Raw genomic sequence first — 23447 nt, 5'->3', positions numbered from 1 at the left:
GGGCAGATACACCCCATCTTGCCGTACGGCCACCCCTGGGCGGAAACGCGTGCGGTCGGTGGGCTCTGACCTGGGGATTCGTGGTTGAGGCCGGGACTCGTTCGTCACCGCCGGTCATCGACGGTCGGCCTCGGGCGCCCTCGCACGGCCCGGAGACGGCCCAGAGACGATCATTCGGCAGCCCGCACCGGAGGGAGCTCCGCCACTACCACGCGTGATCGCAGGGATGACCACCGTCGCCGCTCGAGGACGCCGCCGCACTCAGCGGACTGCCGTAGCCCGCACTCGAAAGACGTGCGCCTACCGGTTGACCGGGATCTCGTAGACGATCTCGCAGCGGGCCGCGGGCACCACGATGTCCGCCGTCTCCACGGGCCGCCCGTCGTCGCTGTAGTACGTCCGCCGGATGTGCGTGACGAGCGCCGCCTTCTGGATGCCCGGAAGCGAGGCCTCTTCGGCGGCCGCCTGTCGCGGCTCCGGCTCCGGCGTGCGGCCCTCCTTCAGGGAGGACGACGAGAGTGCCGGCGGTGAGGTCGTACGGCTCCCAGCTCGTCGACAGTTGCACCGGCCTGCCGCCGGCCAGGAACTCGTACGTCGTCCTGACACACGGGTCACCCTCGGCGATGCCCAGCCGGGCCGCGATGCCGGCCGGGGCCGGCACCTTGGCGTCGGTCCCGCTCTCCCAGTCGCCTTGCTTGCCCACGGCCTTCATGTCCGCACGGAAGGGCGGCCCGTCGGGCTGCTCGCGCGCCGACGACCGGACGATCCGCACCCGCTGCCGGGGTTCGGCGACATACGTGAGCGACAGGAGCTGACCAGCGTGTCCAACCGTATCCGCCGTGCCGTGGCTCTCACCAGAGCACGGCATCTCCCCAAGGGCAGGCACCGCCACACCTCAAGGCTCTCCCGGCCGCCGATCACCCCCACTGGCTCGGCATCCGTCGACGAGCCGACAGACGTTCTGCCGCGAGTCGTCGACAAGGCAAGTCACCCGCACTCGTCCAGGGGCGAGGAAGTTGCACTCGTCCGTACGTACCGGTGCATGAAGAGCGTGCCCGACGGCACCCGACGGCCGTCGTTGCTCCCTGCCTGCCGACCGACACCTGGTCGGCTCTCCTGGGGGTTCACTGATGTCCTCGCGGCGGCAGACTCTTGGCCCGGACACTTCAGCCACCTCGTACCGCTCGGCTGCTTGCCAGATCGGCACGCACCACGCCTGCGTGGAGTCCACTCCGGATTTGGCGCCGGTCGACCTCCCCTCGATCTACGAGGCTTGCGGTTGCCTGTGCCACTCGGTATCCGACCAGTCAGAGCTCGGAGGTGACGACACAGGATGAGCTGGGACTTCTCCATGGGTGGGGCCGGACGGCAAACCGTGCTACCTGAGCACCGACGACCAAGGCGGCTGCGTGTCCCGTCTGGCGGACCACATCGAGGCGTTCCAGCTCGGGACGGCATCCCGACTGCTGGAGCATGCACGTCGGATACTCGACAACAACACCAAAGATTTAAAGGGCTTGCACCTTCTTGCCGCCCAGTTGACCAGCGCTTTGCGGGATGTGCTGCGTGCAGCGAAGAGCCGCGGAGGCAGGCCAGCTGCCCCTGGGCACCCGTGAGGGGTCTGAGCAGCAACCATGTGTAGTACGGCAGGGAGCCTCGGAGCCGGTCCGGGACTCCCTGTTCCCGTCCGGCGTGCACTTGGCACGCCCGCGGTAAGGCTGAGCTTGTGGCCACTGCTTTAGGAGTTCGATCAACAGGTGCCGCTGCATGCCCCGGTGAAGGGTGCGGTGACACGGCGGACCGTTGAGGGCCGTGGTCGTGCACCGTCGTTGATGTCAGGTGCGGATGTCGGACAGGCTTGGGCAGGACGCTCACCGCGCGGTGATCATGCCCATCCTGCTTGGAGTCGGGGACTTCCCGAGCGAGATCAACCTGCTGCCCGAGCGGCAGGGTGCGGAAGCCGGCCATCTGGATGCCGGTGCAACAGCCGAAGCAGATGCCGGGGGCCTCAGAGGAGTCGAGCGCTCTCCACCTTTCCTCGCCGCTCCACTCGTGGACGATCACAGTCACCATGGGGGGACCCTGCGGGCTCCGTATGTGACGACGGGCTGTCGACGCTTGCCGACACTTAAGGAGAACCTTAAGGTCGGTATCGGTGTCGAAGGGAGTCCTCTTGAGCTGGGCGATCAAGGTCACCGATGAGTACGCGGAGTGGTTCAGGCTTCTGATCAAGGAGGATCTGAGCTCGGCCTCTCAAGTCGCGCAGGCTGTGGCTGCCCTGCGCGAAGCGGGACCGGCCTTGGGACGCCCTCTCGTGGACCGGTTGAAGGGCTCGGAGCTGCATCATTTGAAAGAGCTGAGGCCGGGATCGGGCGGGCGTACTGAAATCCGAATCATCTTCGCTTTTGATCCGACACGCTCGGCCCTGCTGCTCCTGGGTGGTGACAAGGCCGGAAACTGGGATCGCTGGTACCGCGACCACATTCCACTGGCCGAGCAGCTCTACCACGATTACGTCGGCGACGAGGACTGAGGGAGTAGTCATGCCCAAGAAGGCTGCGCAGGACTGGGAAACTCTGGAGCAGGAGCTGTACGCGGCTGGTGTGGAGCCCGCCGAGGTGGAGGCAGGTTCTCGCCGGCTTCTCGCCGAGGCGCGTGGCCACCAGCTCGCCGAGGCGCGCAAGCAGTCAGGGCTGACCCAGCGGGACGTGGCGACTCGGATGGGAGTCAGCGTCGCCCGGATCTCCCAGATCGAACACGGTGAGGGGGCCACTCTGGATGTCATCGCCCGCTACGTGGAGGCGCTCGGGGGAAGGCTCGATCTGGTCGCGGACTTCGGCGACCACACCCTACGCATGCCGGCCAGTGGCCATCAGGGCAGTGCGGCGGCGTAGTCGTCTCCGGGCGGCGGGTCTGGCGCGACCGTGAGCGCCCGGAGTCGGGACGGTCAGGGGTTTCTCCCGGGCTGCTCTTGCTCTGCCCCGTACCGGGCCGGGCGAGGGGCTCGGTGCCTGGGCACGACAAAGGGCCAGCCTGAGAGGAAACCTTTCCTGAGCCGGCCCTTTTCCTGTGCCCTCGGCAGGATTCGAACCTGCGACACCCGCTTTAGAAGTTCGATCCGAGCGCGGTTCGGAGCTGTCGTCGACTGGTACGACGGTTGGGCAGGGGCGCTTGCGTACGCTCCCGTCCAGCGTCGTGGATGTCAGAAGCCTTCTGATCCGTAGCTGTACGGAGACCGGTCGGGGACGGTCATACCGGTTGCTCGGGAGTGTCTGAGGGAGGTTGAGGGTCGGGGGCGGTGGCTGGAGTTGCTGTATCCGGTTGCTGTACAGCTGCCGCAGCCTCACGGGCGCGGGTGAGGCTGTTGCGGGCTCTGAGGGTGGCGGGGTGGTCGGGGCCCAGGAGCCGCTCCCGATCGGCCAGGACCCGCTCGCGCAGATCGAGGGCTTCCTGGACCCGCCCGGCAGCACCGTAGGAGACGGCGAGGTTGTGGCGGGCAGTGAGGGTGTCGGGGTGGTCGGGGCCCAGGACCCGCTCGCAGTCGGCCAGGACCCGCTCGCGCAGATCGAGGGCGTCCTGGACCCGCCCGGCAGCACCGTAGGAGACGGCGAGGTTGTGGCGGGCTCTGAGGGTGTCGGGGTGGTCGGGGCCCAGGACCCGCTCCCGGTCGGCCAGGACCCGCTCACCGAGGTCGAGGGCGTCGTGAATGCACCCGGCATCGCTGTAGGAGGCGGCGAGGTTGTTACGGGCTTTAAGGGTGTCGGGGTGGTCAGGGCCCAGGACCCGCTCCCGATCGGCCAGGACCCGCTCGCGCAGATCGAGGGCGTCCTGGACCCGCCCGGCATCGCCGTAGGAGGTGGCGAGGTTGTGGCGGGCAGTGAGGGTGTCGGGATGGTCGAGACCCAGGACCCGCTCCCGATCGGCCAGGACCCGCTCACCGAGGTCGAGGGCTTCCTGGGCCCGCCCGGCAACACTGTAGGAAGCGGCGAGGTTGTGGCGGGCACTGAGGGTGTCGGGATGGTCGGGACCCAGGACCCGCTCCCGGTCGGCCAGGACCCGCTCGCGCAGGTCGAGGGCGTCCTGGACGCGCCCGGCAGCACTGTAGGAGACGGCGAGGTTGTGGCGGGCACTGAGGGTGTCGGGGTGGTCGGGGCCGTGAATGCGGCTGCTGAGGCGGAGGACGGTTTCGTCGTACTCGATCGCCTGGTGGTACAGGCCCGCTTCGATGAGGCCGCTGCTGACCTTGTAGATGCATGGGTGGATGGTGGGCTGCCACAGGGCCGGGCGGGTGAGCTGGTCGAGGTGGACCACGTTGGCGCGCAGCAGGGCGGCCAGTTCCCGGTTTTCGTGGTCGTGGCGGGGCCACAGGCGGGTGAGGGCGTCGGCGGCGGTGCGGGCGGTGGCGGGCAGTAGGCCGGTTGGGATGGTTTCCCGGACGGCGCGGGCGGTCAGGGCGTGCATGCGCAGGGGGGCGGTGGCGGTGTCCTGGGTGATCAGGGCGTAGGTGCGCAGGTGTTCCAGGGCGTTGTGTACTTCCGTTTCGGTGACGGGCGGGTGGTGTTTGCGCAGCCGGCGGCGCTGTGGGGGGCGTGCGGTGCGCAGGTGGTCCAGGGCTTGGGGTGTGGTCCATGCGGTGGCGGGGTGGCCGAGGGGGTCCATGAGGGAGGCGAGGTGGAGCAGGGGCCGGGCCAGGTGGCTGGTGTCGGCTTCCTCGACGGCGTCGAGGGAGAGCAGCAGGGAGGCGGTGACGGGCCGGCCGTAGCCTTCGGTGTCCGCGCTCGCCGGCAGCAGCTCGCCCAGCCGGCTGCCGGTGTCGCGCAGCAGGGCGAGGTAGTCGGCCATCGTGCACCGCTTGTTGATCAGGTACGCGGCGGCGTGGCCGAGCGCGAGAGGGAGGTGGCCGAGTTCGGCCGCTATCTCGTCCGCCCGGTCGGGGTCGTGCAGGTGGGCGTGGCTGGCATCGGTGAGCCGACGCTTCAGATAGGCGCGGGCCTCGGCATCGGTGTAGAGGCCGATCCGGACCAGGGCGCGGCCCTGGCCGCTGAGCTGGGCGTCCTCACGGCGGCTGGTGGCCAGGACCCAGCCGCGGCCGCTCCCGCTGTCGGGCCACCACTGCCGGACGGCAACCGGGTCGCTGATGTCGTCCAGCACCACCAGCCACCGCCGCCCGGTCGCCGCAAGCCACCGCAGAAACCGCCGCGCCGCCTCGTCCTCGTCGTCCGGGACCGCTCCGGGAAGCTGCAACCGGCCGGCCGCTTCCGCATACGCGCTGATGACCTGATCAATGCTGGTGGCGCGCACCCACACCAGCACGTCCAGCCCGGCCTCACCGGAACGCTCCTGATCCCGCAGCTCCCGCGCCAGCGACGCCGCGAGCTGGCTCTTGCCCACCCCGCCAAGGCCGGACAGCACCACATCACGGCCCTCGCCACGAGCCGCCTTCACCTTCTTGCGCACCTGGGTACGCGGCTGGAAAGCCGCGGCCGGACGCGGCACATCCCCCACCCACACCGGCCACTCGGCCGACGAACCCCGCACCGGCGCGGGATACACATGCATATCCCCCGCCACCTGCATCACATCCCCGTGGGCCCGCGCCGTCTGCCGCGTACGCCGCTGACCCGAGCCAGCCGACACCATCCCCGCCCCCTTGCCTCAAACCCGGTCCCCGCCGACCTGATCGATGTCCCCCGCACCCTCGGAACGGGCCTTTTGCCGCACGTCCTCCCGCACCGCGCCACCCGGCACCCGGGCCCCTGCGCCCTGGCTGCCGCCCGTCTGCCGAATGCGGCCCCCGCCGCGGGCGTACTGCCGCACCCGGCGCGTCCCGGCCCCGCCGGCCTGCGACGCCCACCAGCCCAGAGCCGCCAGCACCCCCGCCGCCACCACACCCGCCACCGGACCGATCACATCCCACGGATCATCACCCCCCTCGGCCAGCACCGCCCACGGCACCGCCACCCCGGCGAACGCCAGCGCCGAACCCACCACCGCCACCAGCCACCGCACAGCAGCCCGCACAACCCACCCCCGAGAAAGATCCGCCATGAGCCTCCGGACCGACCATGCTGGCACGCACAGCCCCCCGCCCACCGTACGAACCCACAAACCCCGGCCAACACGCGACACCACGTCACCCCGAGCGGCGAAGCATCAAAAGACGAGTGACGACCCGTCTTCTTGCCCCAGGTCTTGTCGGGGATCTTGATGACCTGCGTTTTTCCTGCTCAGGGACAGTGGTCCCATGCGCCTGGTGGTCGTCGTCGGCCGTCATCGACCACTGTCGAGCGACCCCGGACGGCCCAGGGACGGCCCAGCTCCGCCGCACTCGGCTGATGGCCAGCGCCCTCGATGCGCCCGGTCCGAACCTCAGCCGACGACAGCCCGTCACGACGGCGGATGCGCCGACCGACCACGCACGCGTGTGCCTCGCTGCACCCTCGCCGGCCTCAGCCACGCTGCCTGTTTCGACGGCCAGCGCCCGACGGCGGCAACCGGCCGAGCCCTCAGCTTGGGAAGCTCGGTTTCCTTGACGGCGGTTGCTGCGCTGACCTGCGGCGAAGCGGCGGGAAGGCCAGCCTGGTCGCTGCCCAGCGAGCGATCCAGGGTGCTGATCACTCGGCCCAGCCGCTCGCTGGCCTTCGTAGGGGGTGGGGCCCCGCCAAGGCGTCGGCGTGTCGCTTCGCCGGCTCCGCGTGCAAGGATCACCTCGTGGTCATGTGCGAGTACTTTTCGGCCTCCGACGACGATGCCGCCGTCCGAGTGCTGGACCAGCCCGGTGGCCCTCACCGGTCTGCGTTTGATGTGGTCCCGCTCAAAGGGTTCGATCCGGTGGTGGTGATGGCTCGCCTGGAAGCGATCCTCACCGGGTGCACTTACGAGGAGGCCTCGGAGCGGCCTCGCTCTGGACAGGTGCTGTCGTCCCCGGAAGCCGAGAGCGCGTTCGTCCTCAGCGTTTCCGACAGTCTGCAGGAGGCGCTGGCGTCGGCCTCGCACACATCCCTGATCGACGCCGCTGGGCGGTGGGCCGAAACCGATGAACTGCGGCAGTCCGGAGTCGCCCCTGAGACCGCGCTGGAAGCACTGGTCCAACTTGGCGGGCTGGCCGACCGGGCGCGGTCGGCAGGGTTCCGGTTGTTCTGCTGGTGGGCGCTCTGAGATTCGCGGGCCGCAGCGTTTGTGGCACGACTCGCACTGCCGGCGGGCATGAGGAAGCCCACGGTTCTGACCAGTTCAGATGCCGTGGGCTTCTGTCGGTGTCGGTCGGCGTTGGGCGGCCCGGTGGCGGATCCGCTCGCTCAAGAAGCCGGGTCGCCACCGCAGCTGTTCGCGGTAGAGCCAGGTGAAGGTGGGGTCCGGCTCGAGGTGCGCGTCTCCCCGACGGATCACGTGGATGCCGCTCTCCGGGTCGGCGGCGCAGGAGAGGCACACCACCAGCTTCGTGGAGGCGTCCGGCGCCTCGAAGGTCTCGTGCAGCTCCTCGTACTCCTCGGTCGTGTACTCGTCGCCCAGGGGAAAGCGGCCTTCCCGCGGCTCCGCCCCATGACTCAGGATGCGGCGGCGGGTAGCGGAAGAGCGCCTGGTCGTTGATGAGGGCGTACGCGCAGCCGCGTACGTCCGCCGGGAACGGATCTGCCGGGCTGTCCGGCGCAGACCGTGGTGGCCCGGCTCACCGCCGAGCAGGGGCCGGTGGCGCCCGGTCCGCCCGTGGTCGGGACGAGCTGCGGTTTCTTCGGCCCGCCGGACGCCAGGGACCCCGACGCCCTGGTGGTCACCGCGCTGCTGCCGCCGGCGAACTGGCGGCCACGCCCGCGACGGTCCTGGTCATGCGTCCGGGCAGCGCCCGGACCCGGCCGAAGCCGCCGTTCGGTGACACCGGAACCGGCGGTGCGGACGCGGCCGGCTCCGGCCGTGTGGCCCGGATGCGCGGCGTGACGGGCGCGGGCTTCGAGGTGCACGCGGGGCGGGACGTCCTGCTGGACACCGCCCGGGCCTTCGTCCGGGCGCGGGTGGCGCCCCACCCGGCCGGGGAGACCCTGGCCGGGTGCGTGCGGAACTGCGCCGGGCGGGTGAGGAGCCGTTCAGGGACGCGGAAGTGGCGGACGCCCGGAAGTTCTGCGCGGCCCAGGCGCCGGGTGCGTTCGACTCCCCGGCCGCCCAGGCCGATCTGCTGCGCCGGCCGACGGCCTCGGGGCGCGACCCGCTGGGGTTGCCGCGCCCTCCGCGGCTGCTGCACGAGGTGCCCGGCGAGACCGTGGCCCGGGCGGGCCGTGCGCTGTTCGCCGCCGCCATGGACACGGTCCTGCTCGGCGCCGACGCCCCGGGCGAGTTCACGAAGCCGGGGGTGCTCCCCGGAGCACGGGCGGGGGCGTCCGCTCGGCGGTGACGTCGAAGTATCACGCGACGAGGGCCGTGCCGTGCGGCCCTGCACCGCCCCGCTGTACGACCCCGGTGTGCCGCCGAGGAGCACACCGGGGTCGTACGGTCTCCCCTCCCCCGCGGCCACCGGGTCGCGCGGGAGTCCGGCTACTGCTGCGCCGGGTCGGCGAGTGCCGCGATGCGCCGCAGCTCTGCCAGGTGTCCGGCGAGAGCGGCGCGGCCCGCGTCGGTGAGGGCGAGCCAGGTGTGGGTCCGGGAGTTCATGGGCGCCTTCCTGACGGTGGCGTAGCCGGCCGTCTGCAGCACTTTCATCTGTTTGCTCAGGACGGAGTCGCTCACCCCCAGGGCGTCGCGCACCGCCGAGAACTCCATGGATTCCACCGCGGCGAGCATGGCGCAGATCCGCAGCCGGTGCGTCGGGTGGATCACCTCGTCGAGACCGGACGCGGTCATGGCCGGCGCAGGAGGTCGTGGCGCAGGGCGTCGTCGTTGCGCCTGCTGACGTGGATGGTGAAGGCCAGAGCCGCGAGGCCCGCCACCGACATGGCGCCCGGCAGGGCCGCGGCCAGCTTGAGGACCAGGCCCAGCCCGCCGAGGACGATGAGCGTGATCAGGTACAGGCCGTTGAGCTGACGGGTGCCCGGCGCGGACAGGGAGCGGTTGACGGAGACGCCCCGGGAGCGGGCGACGGTCAGGGTGAGCGCGGCGGGCAGCAGCACTCCGCCGACGAGGACGCCCGTGGGCACCATGCTTCCGCCGACGTCGATCGAGAGGAAGGCGAGGCCGACACCCAGGCCGAGCCCTGCGTGGTACCACCAGGGGGCGACGGCGCGGTCCGCGACCGCGGCACGGGCGTCGGCGGCGCTGTCGAGGGCGGCGCGGGCGTCGGCGGGCCCTTCGGGCCTGATGTTTTCCATGTTGGAAAGCCTACCCCGACTTTCCAACATGGAAAGTATCTCGGCGGGGTCGGATCCAGCCCCGCTCGCGGACCAGAAGCACGGCCCGCGGACGGCTCGCGGCATCGAGGATGTGCAGGATGCCGGCCGCGCCCGGCGGTCTCGGTGCAGGGGGCGGGGAAGGCCGGAAGGTCCTCGGGGCGCCGCGCGCGATCTTCACACCGGCCTGCTCCGCCTTCGTCACGTTGCGCCGCCACTGCCGGTTCGGGCCGCGGTGGACTTCCCCCAGGGTCCGCCCGGCAAGCGGCACCCGGAAGCGGAAACGCATGCGGTCGGGCGGCCCTGACCCGGAGTTCCGCCGGTGCGGCCGGGGCACTCGCCGATGCCGGCCGCGACCAGCGCGCGGACGCCCGCGATGCGGCCGCCCCCGCGGACTCGTACCCGGTCCTCCCTCCGGCGCCGGGGCGGACACCCGGACCGGGCGGGAGTCGTGCACCGCTTGCGGAATCGCAATCCCCCACCGCCGCCCCTGCGTGCGGACCCGCGCGGCGGGCCCACGGGCGGCCGCGCGGGGAGATGACGCCGGCCACCGGGGTCCCGCGTCGCTCGGAATGTCAGCGCACGGCCACGCGCCGTCGGCTCGGCAGGGGGCGGTGCCGTTCAGTCCTGGACCGGCGTGTCCTTGCGGCGGATGACGAGCAGGGTCGCGCCGCCGGTCACGACCAGGGCGAGGGCGATGCCGGCGATCAGGGGGGTGACGCCCGAGCCGCCGGTCTCGGCGAGGTTGGTGCCCGTGGGCGCGCCGCCCGCCGTGGCGGGGCTCGGCTCGCCGAGGGTCTGCGTGGACTCGCCGCCTCCGGCACCCTGCGTCCGGCAGTCGAGCACGCCGGTGAAACGTTTCTTGAAGCCGCTCGGCGCCTTGATCGTGAAGTCGTACGCCTGGTCCTCCGGCAACGGGACCGTCACCGTGCGGGACTCGCCCGCCGCGATGCCGTACCCGGCTCCCATCAGGTCGAAGGCGAACGCCTCGTCGCCCGCGTTGGCGACGGTGATGTCCAGGCCGCCCTCGGCGCAGTTCCGCACCGCGGACAGCGCGGGTATCGCGCCCGTCCCGGCCCAGGTCGCGCTCGCCGTGGCCGAGACCGTCGACTCGCTGGAGCCCGCCAGGATCTGGGTCTGGCTGCGGCTCTCGGAGGTGAAGGCCCGGCCGACCGGCACCGTGGTCGAGGCCTGCACGGTCAGCTCGGCCGTGCCGGCGGCGGCGTCCTCCGGCACCTCGAAGAACACCTGGCTGCCGTCCGCCGCGGACGTGACGGCCCTGCCGTTCGCGTCGACGATCCGCACACCGCTCGTGGCGGCGTCCGCCGGCGGCGTCAGGGTCACGCCGTCCGCGTTGGTGTGCACGGTCACCGGGCCGAGCCGCTCACCGGGGCGTCCGGAGACCGCGGGCGGGTCGAGGGTCAGCGACGCCTCCGGTTCGGCCAGGTCGCGGGCGCTCTTCTCCAGGTAGTCCGCGAGCTGCTCGGCCTGCGGGTCGACGGCGTCGACGTCCGCGTCGTCCGAGTGGCGCCAGATGGCCACCTGGGTGCCGGCCGCCGCGTCCTGCTCGGTGAGACCGCCGCGGACACCGGCCTTCTCGGCGAGCGCCGCGAGGTCGTTCACCTGCGGGTAGGAGTTCTGCAGGATCCAGCGGATCCGGCCGGCGTCCTTGTTCGAGCCCAGCGAGGTCCCGCTCCACGGGGTCTCGTGGTACCTGGCGTCCTTCTGCGTGGGGGTGTGGAGGTCGACGCAGTACGTCTGCAGCATGCCGCCGCCCTCGACCTCCATCTCGAACAGGCCGGCCGACACCTCCAGATCCCCGGAGTCGGTGTGCACCACGGCCGCGCCGTACGTCTTCAGGCCGCCGATGGTGGCGGTCGCCCCGCCCTGGCTCTGCGGAGTCCCGTCGGCGGCGGCGGTGCCGGCACCGGCCAGCACACCGGCGGCGACGAGTCCGGACACCAGCGTCGCGGCGGCGAGGCCGGCCGGCCCTCGCCCGCGCGCCGGGAGCGCAGAGAACGATGCAAACACCACATTCCCCTTCGAGCAGGACCCGTTGATGTGGGGGGTACGGTCCCACCAGCAGAATCTTCGGCCCGAGGGCCATGCCCGGCATCCTAGGGACGCGGCGTGCCCCGGCTTCCCGGTGGGGCTGTCCGGGCGATGATCCGACTCGGAATCGTTATCGCCAGGACCGCCCGCGAGCAGGACTTGTCGACAAATCCACCCGGCTCGCCCGGTGCGCGTGCGCCGACGAGCCGCGGTTCGCCCCGGTGCGCGCACCGGGTGACCTCACGTCACCACCGCGGAGAGGGACGGCTGTTGCGGCTCCGCCTCCCCGGTCTCCGCCTCCCCGGTCTCCTCCTCCGGTGTCCGCCAGTCGGGCTCCGGCCGCGGCGGGGAGGCGGCCGTCTCGGGCCTGCTGACGCGCCGGAACGCCGACGTGCCCCGCGCCAGGTCGTGGCCGATCGCCATCGCGTCGATCTCCGCCGACAGCCGGTTCTGCCCCTCACGGGCGTCCGTGCGCACCTTCAGCCTGCCCTGCACGACGACCGGGTCGCCGAGGTTCAGCGACGCCGCCGCGTTGACGGCGAGCTGCCGGCCGGCCCAGACCGTGAAGAAGTTGGTGTGCCCGTCCGTCCACACGTTCTTCTCCCGGTCCAGGTAGCGCGGGGTCACCGCCAGCCGGAACCGCGCGGACGGTCCGCCGGCCAGTTCCCGGTACACCGGCCGCGTCGCCACATTGCCCACCGCGCAGATGATCGTCTCGTTCATCCCGGAATCCCTCCCCTGCCCGGGCGCACGCCCCGGGCGGATGCGTGTACGGGCCCGTCCCGTACGGCTGTGTCCGCCGCGGCGAGCGCGTCCTTCGCGATCGCCGCGCAGCCAGACTGCCTCCGCCGGGCCGGACCCGCCGGGCGCTGTGGACCACCGCCCGCCTGTGGAGAACTCCGCCGCCCGTACGGGTGAGGCGGCCCGGGCCGCCTCAGCTCCCCCCGGCCTCCGCCCCCGTCCCCGTCCCCACGACCCTCCCGTACTGCTCCCGGACCTCCCGGTACCGCAGCAGCTCCGCCGCCACGGGGTCCAGGACGCGGGCCCGGCCGCATCCGGCGGCCGCCTCCCGCAAGCGGCGTTCCGCCTCCAGGCCGTATCTGCGGGCCGGGCCGCGCGCCGCCATCCGGCAGCTCCACTCGACCAGGGGGCCGCCGACGATCCCGATCACCATCAGCAGCACCGGCACGCCGAGGTTGGGCGACATCACCCCGACGATCTGGCCCAGCAGCCACAGTCCGCCCACGAACTGAAGGACCGTCATCGACGCCTGGGTCAGCACGGCCACCGGCCACCACCCCGGCCGCGGCGGCCGCCCGGGCGGCGGTCCGTGCCGCGCCGCCAGCTCGTCCAGCGCCTCGGGCAGCCCCTGCGCGCCGCGTGCGGCCGCCTCGCGCACCGCCTGCGCCCAGGGCGCGGGCAGCCCGGCCGACGCGCGGTCGGCCACCGTGCGCACCGCCTGTTCGACCCGTTGCCGGGCCGTGGTCTCCTCGTCCGCCCGGGCGCGCGCGGGGAGTCGTCCGGTGGGCGGCTCCCCCCGGTCCTGGTACCAGTGCCACAGCCGCAGCCAGGGCGTCCCGCAGGCGCGGTTGGCGTTGCGCAGCCACGCGCGTTCGGCCGCCTCGCCCGCCGCGGTGGCGCCGACCGCGTCCGCGAGGCGGGCCGCGAACTCCTCCCGCGCCTGCTCGCTCAGCCCGGTCCGCCGCCCGGTGACGTAGACGGGCCGCAGCCGCCACGCGGCGGCGTCCACGTCGGCCGAGATCCGGCGGGCCGGCGCCGTCCGCTGCGCCACGAACTGTCCGAGCGCCTCGCGCAGTTCGCCGACCCCGTCCCCGGTGAGCGCGGACAGCGCGAGCACGGTCGCGCCCGGTTCGCCGTACTCCCCCAGGGCGATCCCGTCCTCGTCGAGCAGGCGCCGCAGGTCGTCGAGGACCTGCTCGGCGGCCTCCCCGGGCAGCCGGTCGATCTGGTTGAGGACGACGAACATGACCTCCGCGTGGCCCGCCATGGGCCGCAGGTAGCGCTCGTGCAGGACGGCGTCGGCGTACTTCTCGGGGTCGACGACCCAGATCACCGCGTCGACGAGCCTGAGGATGCGGTCCACCTGCTCGCGGTGGTGCACGGCGGCCGAGTCGTGGTCGAGCAGGTCGACCAGGACGAGTCCGCGCAGCTGGGGGTCCGCGTCCCCGTTCTGCAGGGGGCGCCGCCGCAGGCGGGGCGGGATGCCGAGCCGCTCGATGAGGCTGGCCGCGCCGTCGCTCCAGCTGCACGCGATGGGCGCCGTGGTGGTCGGCCGGCGTACGCCCGTCTCCGAGATCGGCACGCCGGCGAGCATGTTGAACAGCTGCGACTTGCCGCTCCCGGTGGCGCCCGCGATGGCGACGACGGTGTGCTGCCCGGAGTGCCTGCGCCGCGCGGCGGCCTCGTCCAGCACCCGGCCCGCCTCGGCGAGGGTCCGGTTGTCCAGCCGGGCGCGGGAGAGCCCCACCAGTTCGCGCAGCGCGTCGAGCCGCGACCGCAGCGGCCTGTCGTACACCATCGGCGTCGTGGCCGGCCCACCGGGCGGCCGGTTCTCCACGGCGGTGAACTGCTCGGCGTTCTCCCCCTCGGCCACCCGCCGCGCGATCAGCCCGTCGTCCCAGGCGCCCGCGGGTCCCCCACGGCCGGGGGCGTCACCGGGCGGGGCGCCGGAGGGGCGGGGGGAGCCGCCGGGGGAGTCCTCGTCCGTACGGCCGGGCATGTCGGCCTCCTTCCCGTGCGTGTGGGGCGTCCGGCCCGTCTCCTTCTCCGCGCGCCCGGGCCCGGAGCCGTCCTGTGCGGGGGGCCGGTCCCCGGAGTGCTCGCCCGCGGGGGCCGCGGTCCCCGGGTGACCGGGGTGCTCGGTGTGGTCCTGGTCAGTGGCGGCGGTCACCGGTCACCTCTCCTTCAGCAGTACGGACAGCGCGGCGATGAGTCCGGCCTGGGACCCGGGGTGCACGTCGAGCGCGTCGAGCGGGGCGAGCCGGCGTTCGCGTTCGGCGCGCAGGACCCGGTCGACGAGCCCGGTCAGGAGCCGTCCGCCCCGGTCGCGCAGCCGCAGCGCCCCGTGCGCGCCGATCCGCTCGGCGAGCCGCTCGCCCGAGCCGCGCGCCCGCCGGCCGCCCAGCAGCGCGGTGGCGACCAGGGCGGTGACCGCCTCGGGATCCGGCGCGACGCTGCGGTCGAGCTCGCGCACCTCCTCCTCGGCGTACTCCTCCAGCTCCCGCCGCCACCGCCGTACGGCCAGCTCGACACGGTGCTCCAGGCCTTCCGCGGACCGCTCGGGCCGCGCCAGCTCCGGGGCGGCCGCGGCCGGTTCGCGCCGCCAGGCCTCGTCGACGCGTTCGTCGGCGGCGGTGACGGCGCACAGCAGCAGCGTGCTCAGGCTCTCCGTCAGCGAGTCGAGGAGTTCCCCGGCGGAGCAGTCCAGCGGGAAGGCCCGCCACCGCTTCAGGGCGTCCCCGGCGAGCACGGCCCCGCCCCGCAGCCGGCCCCGCACGCGCGCGTGCTCGGCGTCGTACGCCCCGTCGACGGCGGCGGTCAGGCGCAGCGCGGCCGCGTACTGGGCGGCGGCGGCGCCGGCCAGTTCGGGCGTCCGGGACCTGAGCGAGTCGAGGACTCCGCGGGCGGTACGGGCCATGACGTGCTGCCGGGCCGCGGGGTCCTGCGTCTGGTGGACGAGCCAGGTGCGCAGCGGCGCCACGGCGGTGGCCGGCAGCAGCCCGCCGCCCCAGGCGGACTCGGGCAGTTCGGGCACGGTGAAGCGGGGCACGTCGCCGAGCCCGGCCCTGGTGAGCAGTGCCCCGTACTGCCGCGCCACCTCGGTCACCACCTGGTGGGGCACCCGGTCGAGCACCGTGACCAGGGTGACGTCGTACTCCTTGGCGGCGCGCAGCAGGTGCCAGGGCACGGCGTCGGCGTAGCGGGCGGCGGTGGTCACCATCACCCAGATGTCGGCCGCGCAGATCAGTTCGGCGGCCAGGACGCGGCTGTCGGAGACCAGGGAGTCGACGTCGGGCGCGTCGAGCAGGGCGAGACCGGGCGGCAGCGTCTCGACGGTCTCGATCCGCAGCAGGCGCGCGGGGTCCTCGCCCGGCAGCAGCAGGTCGTCCGCGGGATCGCGCTGCGGCACCCACACGCGCGTGAGGCCGGGCAGCACCCTCATCCCGCTGAACCAGTGGTGGTCCTCCGGATGGCAGACCAGCACCGGAGTCCGGGTCGTCGGCCGCAGCACGCCCGCCTCGCTGACCCGCCGCCCCACGATCGAGTTCACCAGCGTCGACTTCCCGGCTCCGGTGGATCCCCCGACGACGGCCAGCAGCGGCGCTTCGGGCTCTTTCAGCCGGGGCACCAGGTAGTCGTCGAGCTGCGCGAGCAGTTCGTCACGGTCGGCACGCGCGCGTGGGGCCCCCGCCAGGGGCAGCGGGAAGCGTGCGGCCGCGACACGGTTGCGCAGGGTGAGGAGTGCGTCGAGCAGCTGAGGCCGTACGTCCAAGGTCACCACATGCGAAGAATGCCCAATTTTAGGGGAATTCTGAAGCATATGAGCATGTCTGCGCGCCGACAGAACAGAAGGGGCGGAAGGGGCGAGTCGGGCGCGGGCACAGCCCAGGCATAACGAGTGCACAACACCCGGGGCGGGAGGCGCCAAAAGCGGTGCGCGATTCGCACCTGCCTGCGATTATCAGGACCGCTTCACCGAACCTCCACATCGAGCCACGGAGGCGAAGCGGCAGGGACAAGGAGTCGGGAGCCCTATCCTTGTCCCCGGCAACGTCACGGATCGGCCCACACCCGGGCACCACGACAGAGGCCACCACACCAGGCCCCCGTAGCTCAGTGGATAGAGCAGGCGCCTTCTAAGCGCTTGGCCGCAGGTTCGAGTCCTGCCGGGGGCGCATACAGCCTCTCACCTGCGGAAACGCGTGAGGGGCTTTTTCGTGTCCGGATGCACATCGCTCCAGAGCAGGCGCCTTCGCCTGTCCGCAACCGCGGGAACGGCGTAGCACCGGGTAGCACACCTTCGCTATCGTGGACAGCATGACAGCGCAGCCGGAGATCACTCAGCGCGATCTGCGCACCCGCTCCAAAGAGATCATGGACGCCGTCCAGGGAGGACAGGCGTTCACCGTCACCCGCGACGGGCACCGTGTCGGCGAGCTGATCCCGCTCCGCCGCCGTCGCCGCTTCGTTCCCCGCGCCGAGTTCGCGGCCATGTCACGCACCGCCCCCGACATCTCGCTGGACGCCTTCCGCGACGACCAGGACGCCGTCGTCGAGCAGGAGTTGGACGACCCGTATGCCCGTTGAGCACGAGCAAGGCCTGCTCGACACCAACATCATGATCTTGCGCAAGTGGATCGACGCCGACGAGCTGCCCGCCGAGATGGCCATCAGCGCCATCACTCTCGCGGAACTCTCGGCAGGCCCCCACCAGGTACGCGGCAGCGACGAGCAGAGCGACTACGACGAACACGCCGAGCGGGCCCGCCGCACGGACGTCCTGCAGCGCGCCGAGAATGAATTCGACCCCATCCCCTTCGACGTGGAGGCCGCTCGTATCTACGGCAGAATCTGCGCCGCCGTCGTCTCCGCAGGCCGCAAGCCCCGCCGTCGTGTGGCCGACCTGATGATCGCCGCCGTCGCGGCCGCCGAGGGACTCCCCCTGTTCACTACCAACCCCGACGACTTCAAGGGCCTCGACGACTTGATCACCATCGTGCCCGTCACCCGGCCCGAGATCCTGCACGACCGGTAGTAACCGTCCGCCCCGCCCCGCCCCGCCCTGCGCCGGAAGCCAAGGTGGTTCCACTCCCGGTCGCGGACACCACCGCCCGTCACCAACTCACGTCACGCGGGAACTCGATATACACGGAGATGGCGCCCGGAGCCTCGGTGCCGGCACGTGCCCATACAGTTACCCGATGACGCCGATCAGGAAGTTCCAAGTCACCTTCGACTGCGCAGAACCCGAGCGGCTCGCTCGTTTCTGGTGCGAGGTGCTGGGGTACGTCATACCGCCGCCGCCCGCGGGTTTTGTCACTTGGAGCGACCGGCGAAGACGCAGGTGAGCCCATCGCTCGATCCTGACACCTTCTAGCCCCGATCTTGCATGAGGGTCCGTCAGCTTGCTGACGGACCCTTTCTGCTCGTTCAGGGCGGGGATTTCTGCTTGTGGGCAGGCTGCTGGCCCGGCTGTCGCGCCGGGTGGACGCCGGGTTCCACGGCTCCGGGGTGTGCTTGCTGCTCGTAGGGGCGGAACGCTGCTGGTCAGCCGGGGTTCGGGAGGGCTTCAAGCCGGGCGAGCGCGTTGGTGATCACGTCGGTCCAAGGCCAGTGGTGTGCCAGGCGGAGGATGCGGCGGCGGCCGGTGGTGACGAGCTGTGCGGCGGTGGTGAACAGCCGCAGGCGCAGGCGGCGGGGCTCCCGGAGCCGAGCTTTGGCGGTCAGGGCCAGAAGGGGCATCCAGGCCAGCAGGTCCAGGGCGATCTGGACGATCTCCAGCCAGATCTGGTTCTGTGCGCTGTCGTGCAGGGGCAGGTTGCGCAGGCCGGTGGCCCTCGCGGCGCGGATGCGGTCCTCGGCGCGGGCCCGCTGGCGGTGCCGCAGTTCCAGCTCGGCGATCGGGGTGTGCTTGGTGTTGGTGGCGAAGCAGGTCAGCCGCGTCCCGTCGGCGTCGGTGAACCGCAACTGGGCGCCCGGGTGCGGGCGTTCCTTGCGGGCGATCAGCCGTATCCCCTTCGGCCAGCCGGTCAGGCAGTCGCTGCTGGCGTCGATCTCGGCGACCCAGGCGCCGTCGCGGATCTCGCCGTCCGGCTCGACGGCGGGTGTCCACGCTGAGGCGGGGATCTGCAGAACTGCCTGGCGGATGGCGGCGGTGATGGTCACCCCGATCGTGCGGTGGCCGCGGGCCATAGCGCAGACCCTGCCCGGTGGCGGGCGATGTTCGACCAGGCTATGGCCCGAATCGCTGGCCGGTTCCGACGGGTGGAACCTCGGGCGACCGCCCGCGCGTACCTGCTCGGGCTGCTGTCCGGCGGCGAGCGCAAGAACTGCTGACGGCTGGCCGAACAGGCAGGTCACGCCCGTCCCGGGCCTATGCAGCGTCTGCTGTGAAGCGCCCGCTGGGACGCCGATGCCGTCCGCGACGAGGTCCGCGCCTAGGCCGTCGAGCACCTCGGCACCGAAGGTGGAGTACTGATCGTCGACGAGACCGGCTTCGTGAAGAAGGGCCGGTCCTCGGCGGGCGTGCAGCGGCAGTACACCGGCACCGCGGGACGCGTCGAGAACAGCCGGGTCGGCGTCTTCCTCGCTTACGCCACCAGCCGGGGGAGGGCACTGATCGACCGTCGGCTCTACCTGCCCGAGCATTCCTGGTGCGGTGACACCAAGCGCCGGGACGCGGCCGGAGTGCCCGGCGATGTGCAGTTCGCGACCAAGCCCCGGCTGGCCTGGGAGATGATCACCGCCGCACCGGACGCCGGGGTGGAGGCACCGTGGGTGACCGGCGACGAAGCATACGGGCAGGACCCGCAGCTTCGTGCCGCCCTGGAAGCACGCGGAACGGGTTATGTCCTGGCCGTCGCCTGCTCCGTCCGGGTCCGGATCAACTCCGGCCGCACCCCGATCCGCGCGGACACGGTCGCCGGCCGCCTGCCCGAGGCCGCTTGGCACCGGCAAAGCGCCGGAGCCGGGGCAAAGGGCCCGCGCCACTACGACTGGGCCTGGATCGGCATCAGCACCGACAAGCACCGCCACCCGCTGATCCGTCGCAACCCCACGGGGGGATTCACCTTCTGCCTGTGCTGGTCACCCACCGCAGCACCGCTGGCTGAACTCGTCCGTGTGGCCGGCACTCGCTGGAGCGTCGAAGAATGCTTCCAGGCCGCCAAGGGCCAAGTCGGCCTGGATCACTACCAGGTGAGGCACTGGAACGGCTGGCACCGGCACGTGACACTCGCCATGCTCGCGCTGGCCTTCCTCGTCGCTGTCACCGCCGACGCAGCTCCCAACCGGGCGGAAGAACCGCATCACGACACCCGCGGCAGCGACCCGATCGCCCTGACCGTCCCGGAAATCCGCCGTCTGTTCGCCGCCGCCCTCAACCCACCAGTCGTGGCCCCGGCCAGACTGCTGCACTGGTCAGACTGGCGCAGACGCCACCAGGCAACAGCCCGGCGCAGCCACTACCGACGACGGTCAGCCGACGAGACCAGCGGATAGATCACGAAACCGCACTGGAGCGCTAAGCGCTTGGCCGCAGGTTCGAGTCCTGCCGGGGGCGCCGCCTCCCGCCCTCCCGGGGAGGGCGTCTTCGCCGGAGGGCGTCCTCACCGTCCGCGACCGGTCCGGGTGAAGTGCGACTCGCGCGTACGAATACCTCGCCCGGCACGGCGCCCGCCGTATGATCAAGCAGGAAATCGGCCACCGTCCGAGGCGGTGCGCCACCGGTGCGATCCACCGTCCTCCGCCGCATGCGCCCCACCGTCGAGCCGCCCCCGGACGTTCGACGACCCGCCGAAAGTCCACAGCTCCCCTCCGCCCGGCACTCCGCGGAGCCGTCCGGGAACGCCGAATGGCCGGATCCGGGGGAACGGATCCGGCCATCTGGCCGTTCGAACAGCCGCCGTCCAGGGCGTCACGGCCGGGGGCACGTCGGCCGGGCAGGGGTCAGGACGGCTGCCGCGAGGAGGCGTCGGCGCCTCCGGTCGGATCAGGGGTGGTGATCGGATCAGGGGTGGTGAAGAGAGCAGTCCACGGTGCTGCCCTTGACCGCGCAGGCCTCTCGCCGGACCACGACGTGGACGCGCCGGCCGTTGTCGTCGACGTACCGGTACTCACGCTTCTGTCCGCAGTGCTTGTCGCCGGCCTTCTGGTCACAGGCGGGCAAGCCGGCCTCATGGGCCTGGGCGGTGCCGAGCCCCGCCAGAGCGGTCCCTCCCAGGATTCCCGCCACCACTGCGATCTTCTTCAAGTTGTGCATCCGCCAAGTCCTTTGCGGTAGATCCCCCAGGCGCTGTACGTCTCGAACCACGCGGCCACTGCGTGCAGGTCCCCGGAAGAGAGGGCGCGAGGTCAACGCTCGGGTTGTGAGGAGTGTCAGGGAGAGGTCCCGGGGCTCGCGCCCCGGGACCTGCCCTCAGTTGTCTGCTCGGCTATCAGCCGGTGAAGCCGCGGGTGGAGCAGTCAACGGTGTTGCCCTGGTCCAGCTTCTGGGCGCCGTCCTGGTCCTCACCGAAGTGCAGGATGCCGGAAACGATGCCACCGTTCAGAATGCCGACGTTGCTGAGGATGGCGATCGAGTCGCTCTCCACCTTGCAGCCGCCGCCCGAGACCTCGAAGCTGACGTCCTTGCCCTTGTCGGCCGCGAGAGCGGTCGGGGCACCCAGGGCGCCGACGCTGCCGACCATGGCCACAACGACAGCAGCCTTCTGGAACTTGCGCATTACTGCTCCGTTCTTGTACGAGTCGACACGGCCCGTAACGGGCCGGTCACTGACAGTTGAAAACTATAGGCGACCGTCACGGCCCATCGGCACACGAAACACCCAACTGCGAAATTTTCTTGAAAACTCTCTTCTGTGCTCCGTTGTGGATGAATCGGACGAATGCGTCTGGAGGCCCGGCGTGCCCGGAAACCGTTGCTGAGCAGCGGTTCCTCACAGGGGGGCGGCCGGTGGCGCACGCGGCCCGGCAGGCGTCGGAGCCGCTTCGGGCGGAACGGCGCGGCGTGTCGCCGGGGTGGCGGCGTCGCCGGGCGGTGGCGTCGTCGAGGTGGTGGTCGTCCGCCGTCTCCGGTGCCGGCGACACCGGAGACGGCGGGGGCCGCGGAGGGCGCCGGGCGGACGGCGGCGGGGGCGGCTACGGCGGCCGGCGCGTCGCCCCGGTCCGGGAGCCCCGGCGCCCTCCGGCGCCGGGGCTCTCCCCGCGCCCCGCGCCGCCTCACGCGTACCGGTAGATGTCGCTGACGTCCTCCAGCTCGTCCGGTGTCACGTCCCACGGCGGCAGCTTCTGGTGCCGTGCCACGATCCGGTCGCGCTGCTCGTCGCCGGGGCCCGGCGGTGCGGCGGGGAGGTAGCGGGCTCCTCGGTGCCGGCGCTGCCAGCGGTACCACTGCAGGTCCACGAAGGCGTGGTGCAGCCAGAAGACGGGGTCGTTGACGGAGGCGCCGCCGAGCATCGCCCCGCCGATCCAGCGGTGCACCCGGTTGTGGTTGCGCCAGGACGCGCTGCCCCGGCCGGTGCCCCAGCCCTCCAGCTTGTTGCGGAAACCCCGGGTGACCGTCGAGTCCCAGGGCGCCACGTCGTAGACGGGGTCCTGCAGCGCCCACTCCAGCTCGTTCCTCGTGGGCAGGTCGATCGGATCGCGCCGGCGGCCGAGGTCCCGGGTGAGGAACGCCTCGTCGGTCACCCCCACCCTGAGGGTCCAGTTGCCCTCCCCGTAGGCGAACGGGCCGGTCATGACCCGGTGGTCGGAGCGGCGCCCGTTGCCCCCGAGCAGGTCCGCCGTCCAGGGGACGGAAGCGGTCGTGCGATCGCGTGTCCAGTCCCAGTACGGCACGGTCACCGACGAGTCCACCCGGCGCAGCGCCTCCTCCAGATCGAGCAGGAAGCGGCGGTGCCAGGGCAGGAAGGAGGGCGCCATGTGCGCGGCGCGCAGTCCGCGTTCGCCGTCGGGGGAGAAGTACTCGACGTGCATCCGTACGAACTCGTCGTACTCGCCGCGCCGTTTGACCTCCAGCAGCGCGTTGACGAACCGGCGCTTCTCGGCCGCGGTGAGCGTGCGGGCGTCCTTACGCACGTACGCCATGCCGGCCTCCCGTGTGCGGGTGTGCCGTGCCGGCCGGTCCCGGGGCCAGGTCGCGCAGCCGCCGGCCGGGGCCGAGTTCGTCGACGGCGGCGCGGGCGGCCTCCAGCGGTGTCGGGTACGAGCAGTAGTGGTCGACCATGGTCAGCCAGGTGCCGTCGGCGCGGCGCATCAGATGCAGGGGCCGGCCGTCCACGGTGACGTGCCACCGGCCGTCCCCGGCGGTGCCGCACGCCGAGGTCCGCACACCGCGGATGCGGCGGCCGCGGTAGGTCTGGTCGAAGGCGGTGCCGCCCGCGGTGCTGCGGGGTCCGGGGCCGGGGCCGGGGCGCTGCGGCCGGGAGGCGGCGACCACCGGGGCCAGGGCGGCGGCGAGCGCGCAGGCGCCCAGGCCGCGCGCCACGTGCCGTCGCGTTCTGGCCTCCGGCCCGGGTCCCGCCGGGCGGTCCGGTGCTCCGTCCTCGGCACCCACCGGTGTCCCGCCTGCGCTGACGACCATGGTTTCCTCCTTCGTCCGGTTCGGTTGTCCGCAGCCGTAACCGCCGAGCGTCCCGTACGGTCACCGCCGCGCGGCCGGGACGGCGGCCGTCACCGGCCGCGCACCCGAGGAGGACAGGGGAAAGGCGCGAAAGGAGGGGCGGCCCCCGGCTCAGCCGGGGGCCGCCCCTCCTCGTGCGGCGTGGTCTCAGCCCCGCTGCCGCGGACCGCCCTGGGGCGCCCGGTGGTGGTCCAGCGCGGCCGGGGTCTTCCGCACCGTTTCGATCAGCGAGTTCTCGTCCGCGTAGAGCGCCTTCGCCCCGTCCGGCAGCGGCACGTCGAGAACGGTCACGTTCCTGAGCGGGCTGATGGCGTTGAGGCCGGCGGGCGCGGGCCCGGAGTGGGCGAACGCGGGCGCGGCGGCACCGGAGGCGATCAGGGACCCGGCGAGGACGGCGGCAGCCTTCAGGGGCTTCATCGTGTTCCTTTCTTCGGCACCGCGGGGTGCCGGAGGGGAATTGTGTCGCCGTGCCCAACGATTCCCTGCCGGGACGGAAACCGGAGGTACCGGAGATCGCCGATTGCTCATATGAGATTTCCGCGCACGAAATCTTTCCGCACGATTCTCCCCCTCATCGGATTTCCGCGTATGGAATTTCCGCATATGAGATGTTCAGGAAAAGGGGACCTCGGGGGGAGGAAGCCCGGGAGGGAACCGGAGGGGGCGGGAAGAACGACGGTCGTGGTGCCGGCCCTCGGGGGCCGGCACCACGACCGGAC

General features: G+C 72.2%; 19 protein-coding genes, 1 tRNA gene and 5 pseudogenes. 10 read left to right on the top strand and 15 right to left on the bottom strand.

Going from position 1 to position 23447, the window contains the following annotated elements; all coding sequences use genetic code 11:
• Positions 1 to 300: 300 nt before the first annotated feature.
• Positions 301 to 817, bottom strand: a pseudogene (locus tag ABD363_RS01300) (UTRA domain-containing protein); the annotation flags it as partial.
• 503 nt (positions 818 to 1320) lie between these two features.
• Between ABD363_RS01300 and ABD363_RS01295 the strand changes: the two are divergent.
• The 3 genes and pseudogenes from ABD363_RS01295 to ABD363_RS01285 all read left to right on the top strand — a co-directional run bounded on the left by ABD363_RS01295 (position 1321) and on the right by ABD363_RS01285 (position 2894).
• Positions 1321 to 1616: pseudogene (locus ABD363_RS01295) on the top strand (hypothetical protein).
• A 557-nt stretch (positions 1617 to 2173) separates the two neighbouring features.
• Positions 2174 to 2533 carry a type II toxin-antitoxin system RelE/ParE family toxin gene (locus tag ABD363_RS01290; protein WP_344599443.1) on the top strand — a complete coding sequence of 120 codons (360 nt, stop codon included), beginning with the start codon at positions 2174 to 2176 and terminating at the stop codon, positions 2531 to 2533.
• A gap of 10 nt (positions 2534 to 2543) precedes the next feature.
• Positions 2544 to 2894, top strand: a complete 351-nt coding sequence (locus ABD363_RS01285; RefSeq protein WP_344599442.1) for a helix-turn-helix domain-containing protein — start codon at positions 2544 to 2546, stop codon at positions 2892 to 2894.
• 355 nt (positions 2895 to 3249) lie between these two features.
• Here the strand turns inward: ABD363_RS01285 and ABD363_RS01280 are convergent, their stop codons facing one another.
• Both ABD363_RS01280 and ABD363_RS01275 read right to left on the bottom strand, forming a co-directional pair.
• Entirely contained in the window at positions 3250 to 5559 is a 2310-nt protein-coding gene (locus tag ABD363_RS01280) for a tetratricopeptide repeat protein (RefSeq protein ID WP_344599441.1), read from the bottom strand.
• Between the two features lie 96 nt (positions 5560 to 5655).
• Positions 5656 to 5997 carry a hypothetical protein gene (locus tag ABD363_RS01275; RefSeq protein WP_344599440.1) on the bottom strand — a complete coding sequence of 114 codons (342 nt, stop codon included), beginning with the start codon at positions 5995 to 5997 and terminating at the stop codon, positions 5656 to 5658.
• Between the two features lie 720 nt (positions 5998 to 6717).
• Between ABD363_RS01275 and ABD363_RS01270 the strand changes: the two genes are divergently transcribed.
• Both ABD363_RS01270 and ABD363_RS01265 read left to right on the top strand, forming a co-directional pair.
• Positions 6718 to 7158 (top strand): hypothetical protein, encoded by a 441-nt coding sequence (locus tag ABD363_RS01270; RefSeq protein WP_344599481.1) that lies wholly within the window; start codon positions 6718 to 6720, stop codon positions 7156 to 7158.
• Positions 7159 to 8044: 886 nt separating this feature from the next.
• Complete coding sequence (locus ABD363_RS01265; protein WP_344599439.1) at positions 8045 to 8386, top strand: peptidase M16 family protein; 342 nt, start codon at positions 8045 to 8047, stop codon at positions 8384 to 8386.
• Between the two features lie 140 nt (positions 8387 to 8526).
• On the opposite strand, the gene ABD363_RS01260 is transcribed toward ABD363_RS01265, so the two are convergent.
• The 6 genes from ABD363_RS01260 to ABD363_RS01235 all read right to left on the bottom strand — a co-directional run bounded on the left by ABD363_RS01260 (position 8527) and on the right by ABD363_RS01235 (position 15888).
• Positions 8527 to 8832 (bottom strand): transcriptional regulator, encoded by a 306-nt coding sequence (locus ABD363_RS01260; RefSeq protein WP_344599438.1) that lies wholly within the window; start codon positions 8830 to 8832, stop codon positions 8527 to 8529.
• Complete coding sequence (locus tag ABD363_RS01255) at positions 8829 to 9296, bottom strand: hypothetical protein (RefSeq protein ID WP_344599437.1); 468 nt, start codon at positions 9294 to 9296, stop codon at positions 8829 to 8831. The genes ABD363_RS01260 and ABD363_RS01255 overlap by 4 nt, the downstream gene beginning before the upstream one ends.
• Positions 9297 to 9935: 639 nt before the next feature.
• Positions 9936 to 11345: a Cys-Gln thioester bond-forming surface protein gene (locus ABD363_RS01250; RefSeq protein WP_344599436.1), complete on the bottom strand. Its 1410-nt coding sequence runs from the start codon at positions 11343 to 11345 to the stop codon at positions 9936 to 9938.
• A gap of 261 nt (positions 11346 to 11606) precedes the next feature.
• Positions 11607 to 12089, bottom strand: a complete 483-nt coding sequence (locus ABD363_RS01245; protein WP_344599435.1) for a single-stranded DNA-binding protein — start codon at positions 12087 to 12089, stop codon at positions 11607 to 11609.
• 211 nt (positions 12090 to 12300) lie between these two features.
• On the bottom strand, positions 12301 to 14277 hold the full coding sequence (locus ABD363_RS01240; protein ID WP_425577918.1) for a GTPase: 1977 nt from the start codon (positions 14275 to 14277) through the stop codon (positions 12301 to 12303).
• 3 nt (positions 14278 to 14280) lie between these two features.
• Positions 14281 to 15888, bottom strand: coding sequence for a dynamin family protein (locus ABD363_RS01235; protein ID WP_344599434.1), 1608 nt, complete (start codon positions 15886 to 15888; stop codon positions 14281 to 14283).
• A gap of 321 nt (positions 15889 to 16209) precedes the next feature.
• Between ABD363_RS01235 and ABD363_RS01230 the strand changes: the two genes are divergently transcribed.
• The 4 genes and pseudogenes from ABD363_RS01230 to ABD363_RS01215 all read left to right on the top strand — a co-directional run.
• A tRNA-Arg gene (locus ABD363_RS01230) sits at positions 16210 to 16282 on the top strand.
• Between the two features lie 142 nt (positions 16283 to 16424).
• Positions 16425 to 16694, top strand: a complete 270-nt coding sequence (locus ABD363_RS01225; protein ID WP_062145112.1) for a type II toxin-antitoxin system Phd/YefM family antitoxin — start codon at positions 16425 to 16427, stop codon at positions 16692 to 16694.
• The gene (locus tag ABD363_RS01220; protein WP_344599433.1) at positions 16684 to 17142 is read left to right on the top strand and encodes a type II toxin-antitoxin system VapC family toxin; all 459 of its coding nucleotides are present in this window, start codon (positions 16684 to 16686) and stop codon (positions 17140 to 17142) included. The genes ABD363_RS01225 and ABD363_RS01220 overlap by 11 nt, the downstream gene beginning before the upstream one ends.
• A gap of 166 nt (positions 17143 to 17308) precedes the next feature.
• A pseudogene (locus ABD363_RS01215) lies at positions 17309 to 17446 on the top strand (VOC family protein); the annotation flags it as partial.
• Positions 17447 to 17654: 208 nt separating this feature from the next.
• Here the strand turns inward: ABD363_RS01215 and ABD363_RS01210 are convergent.
• Positions 17655 to 18275, bottom strand: a pseudogene (locus ABD363_RS01210) (transposase); the annotation flags it as partial.
• A 51-nt stretch (positions 18276 to 18326) separates the two neighbouring features.
• On the opposite strand from ABD363_RS01210, the pseudogene ABD363_RS01205 reads away from it, so the two are divergent.
• Positions 18327 to 19633: pseudogene (locus tag ABD363_RS01205) on the top strand (IS701 family transposase).
• A gap of 482 nt (positions 19634 to 20115) precedes the next feature.
• On the opposite strand, the gene ABD363_RS01200 reads toward ABD363_RS01205, so the two are convergent.
• From ABD363_RS01200 to ABD363_RS01180, 5 genes are all read right to left on the bottom strand, one after another.
• Positions 20116 to 20367, bottom strand: coding sequence for a hypothetical protein (locus tag ABD363_RS01200; RefSeq protein WP_344599432.1), 252 nt, complete (start codon positions 20365 to 20367; stop codon positions 20116 to 20118).
• 175 nt (positions 20368 to 20542) lie between these two features.
• Positions 20543 to 20830 (bottom strand): hypothetical protein, encoded by a 288-nt coding sequence (locus tag ABD363_RS01195; protein WP_344599431.1) that lies wholly within the window; start codon positions 20828 to 20830, stop codon positions 20543 to 20545.
• A gap of 496 nt (positions 20831 to 21326) precedes the next feature.
• Positions 21327 to 22193, bottom strand: coding sequence for a tyrosinase family protein (locus ABD363_RS01190; protein WP_344599430.1), 867 nt, complete (start codon positions 22191 to 22193; stop codon positions 21327 to 21329).
• Positions 22177 to 22689 carry a tyrosinase family oxidase copper chaperone gene (locus ABD363_RS01185; protein WP_344599429.1) on the bottom strand — a complete coding sequence of 171 codons (513 nt, stop codon included), beginning with the start codon at positions 22687 to 22689 and terminating at the stop codon, positions 22177 to 22179. The genes ABD363_RS01190 and ABD363_RS01185 overlap by 17 nt, the downstream gene beginning before the upstream one ends.
• A gap of 186 nt (positions 22690 to 22875) precedes the next feature.
• Positions 22876 to 23145: a hypothetical protein gene (locus ABD363_RS01180; RefSeq protein ID WP_344599428.1), complete on the bottom strand. Its 270-nt coding sequence runs from the start codon at positions 23143 to 23145 to the stop codon at positions 22876 to 22878.
• Between the last annotated feature and the right edge of the window lie 302 nt (positions 23146 to 23447).

The sequence above is a fragment of the Streptomyces glaucus genome (assembly GCF_039533365.1).
In the GTDB taxonomy this organism is placed as follows: Bacteria; Actinomycetota; Actinomycetes; order Streptomycetales; family Streptomycetaceae; genus Streptomyces; species Streptomyces glaucus.
This window is presented reverse-complemented; position numbering and strand designations above follow the sequence as displayed.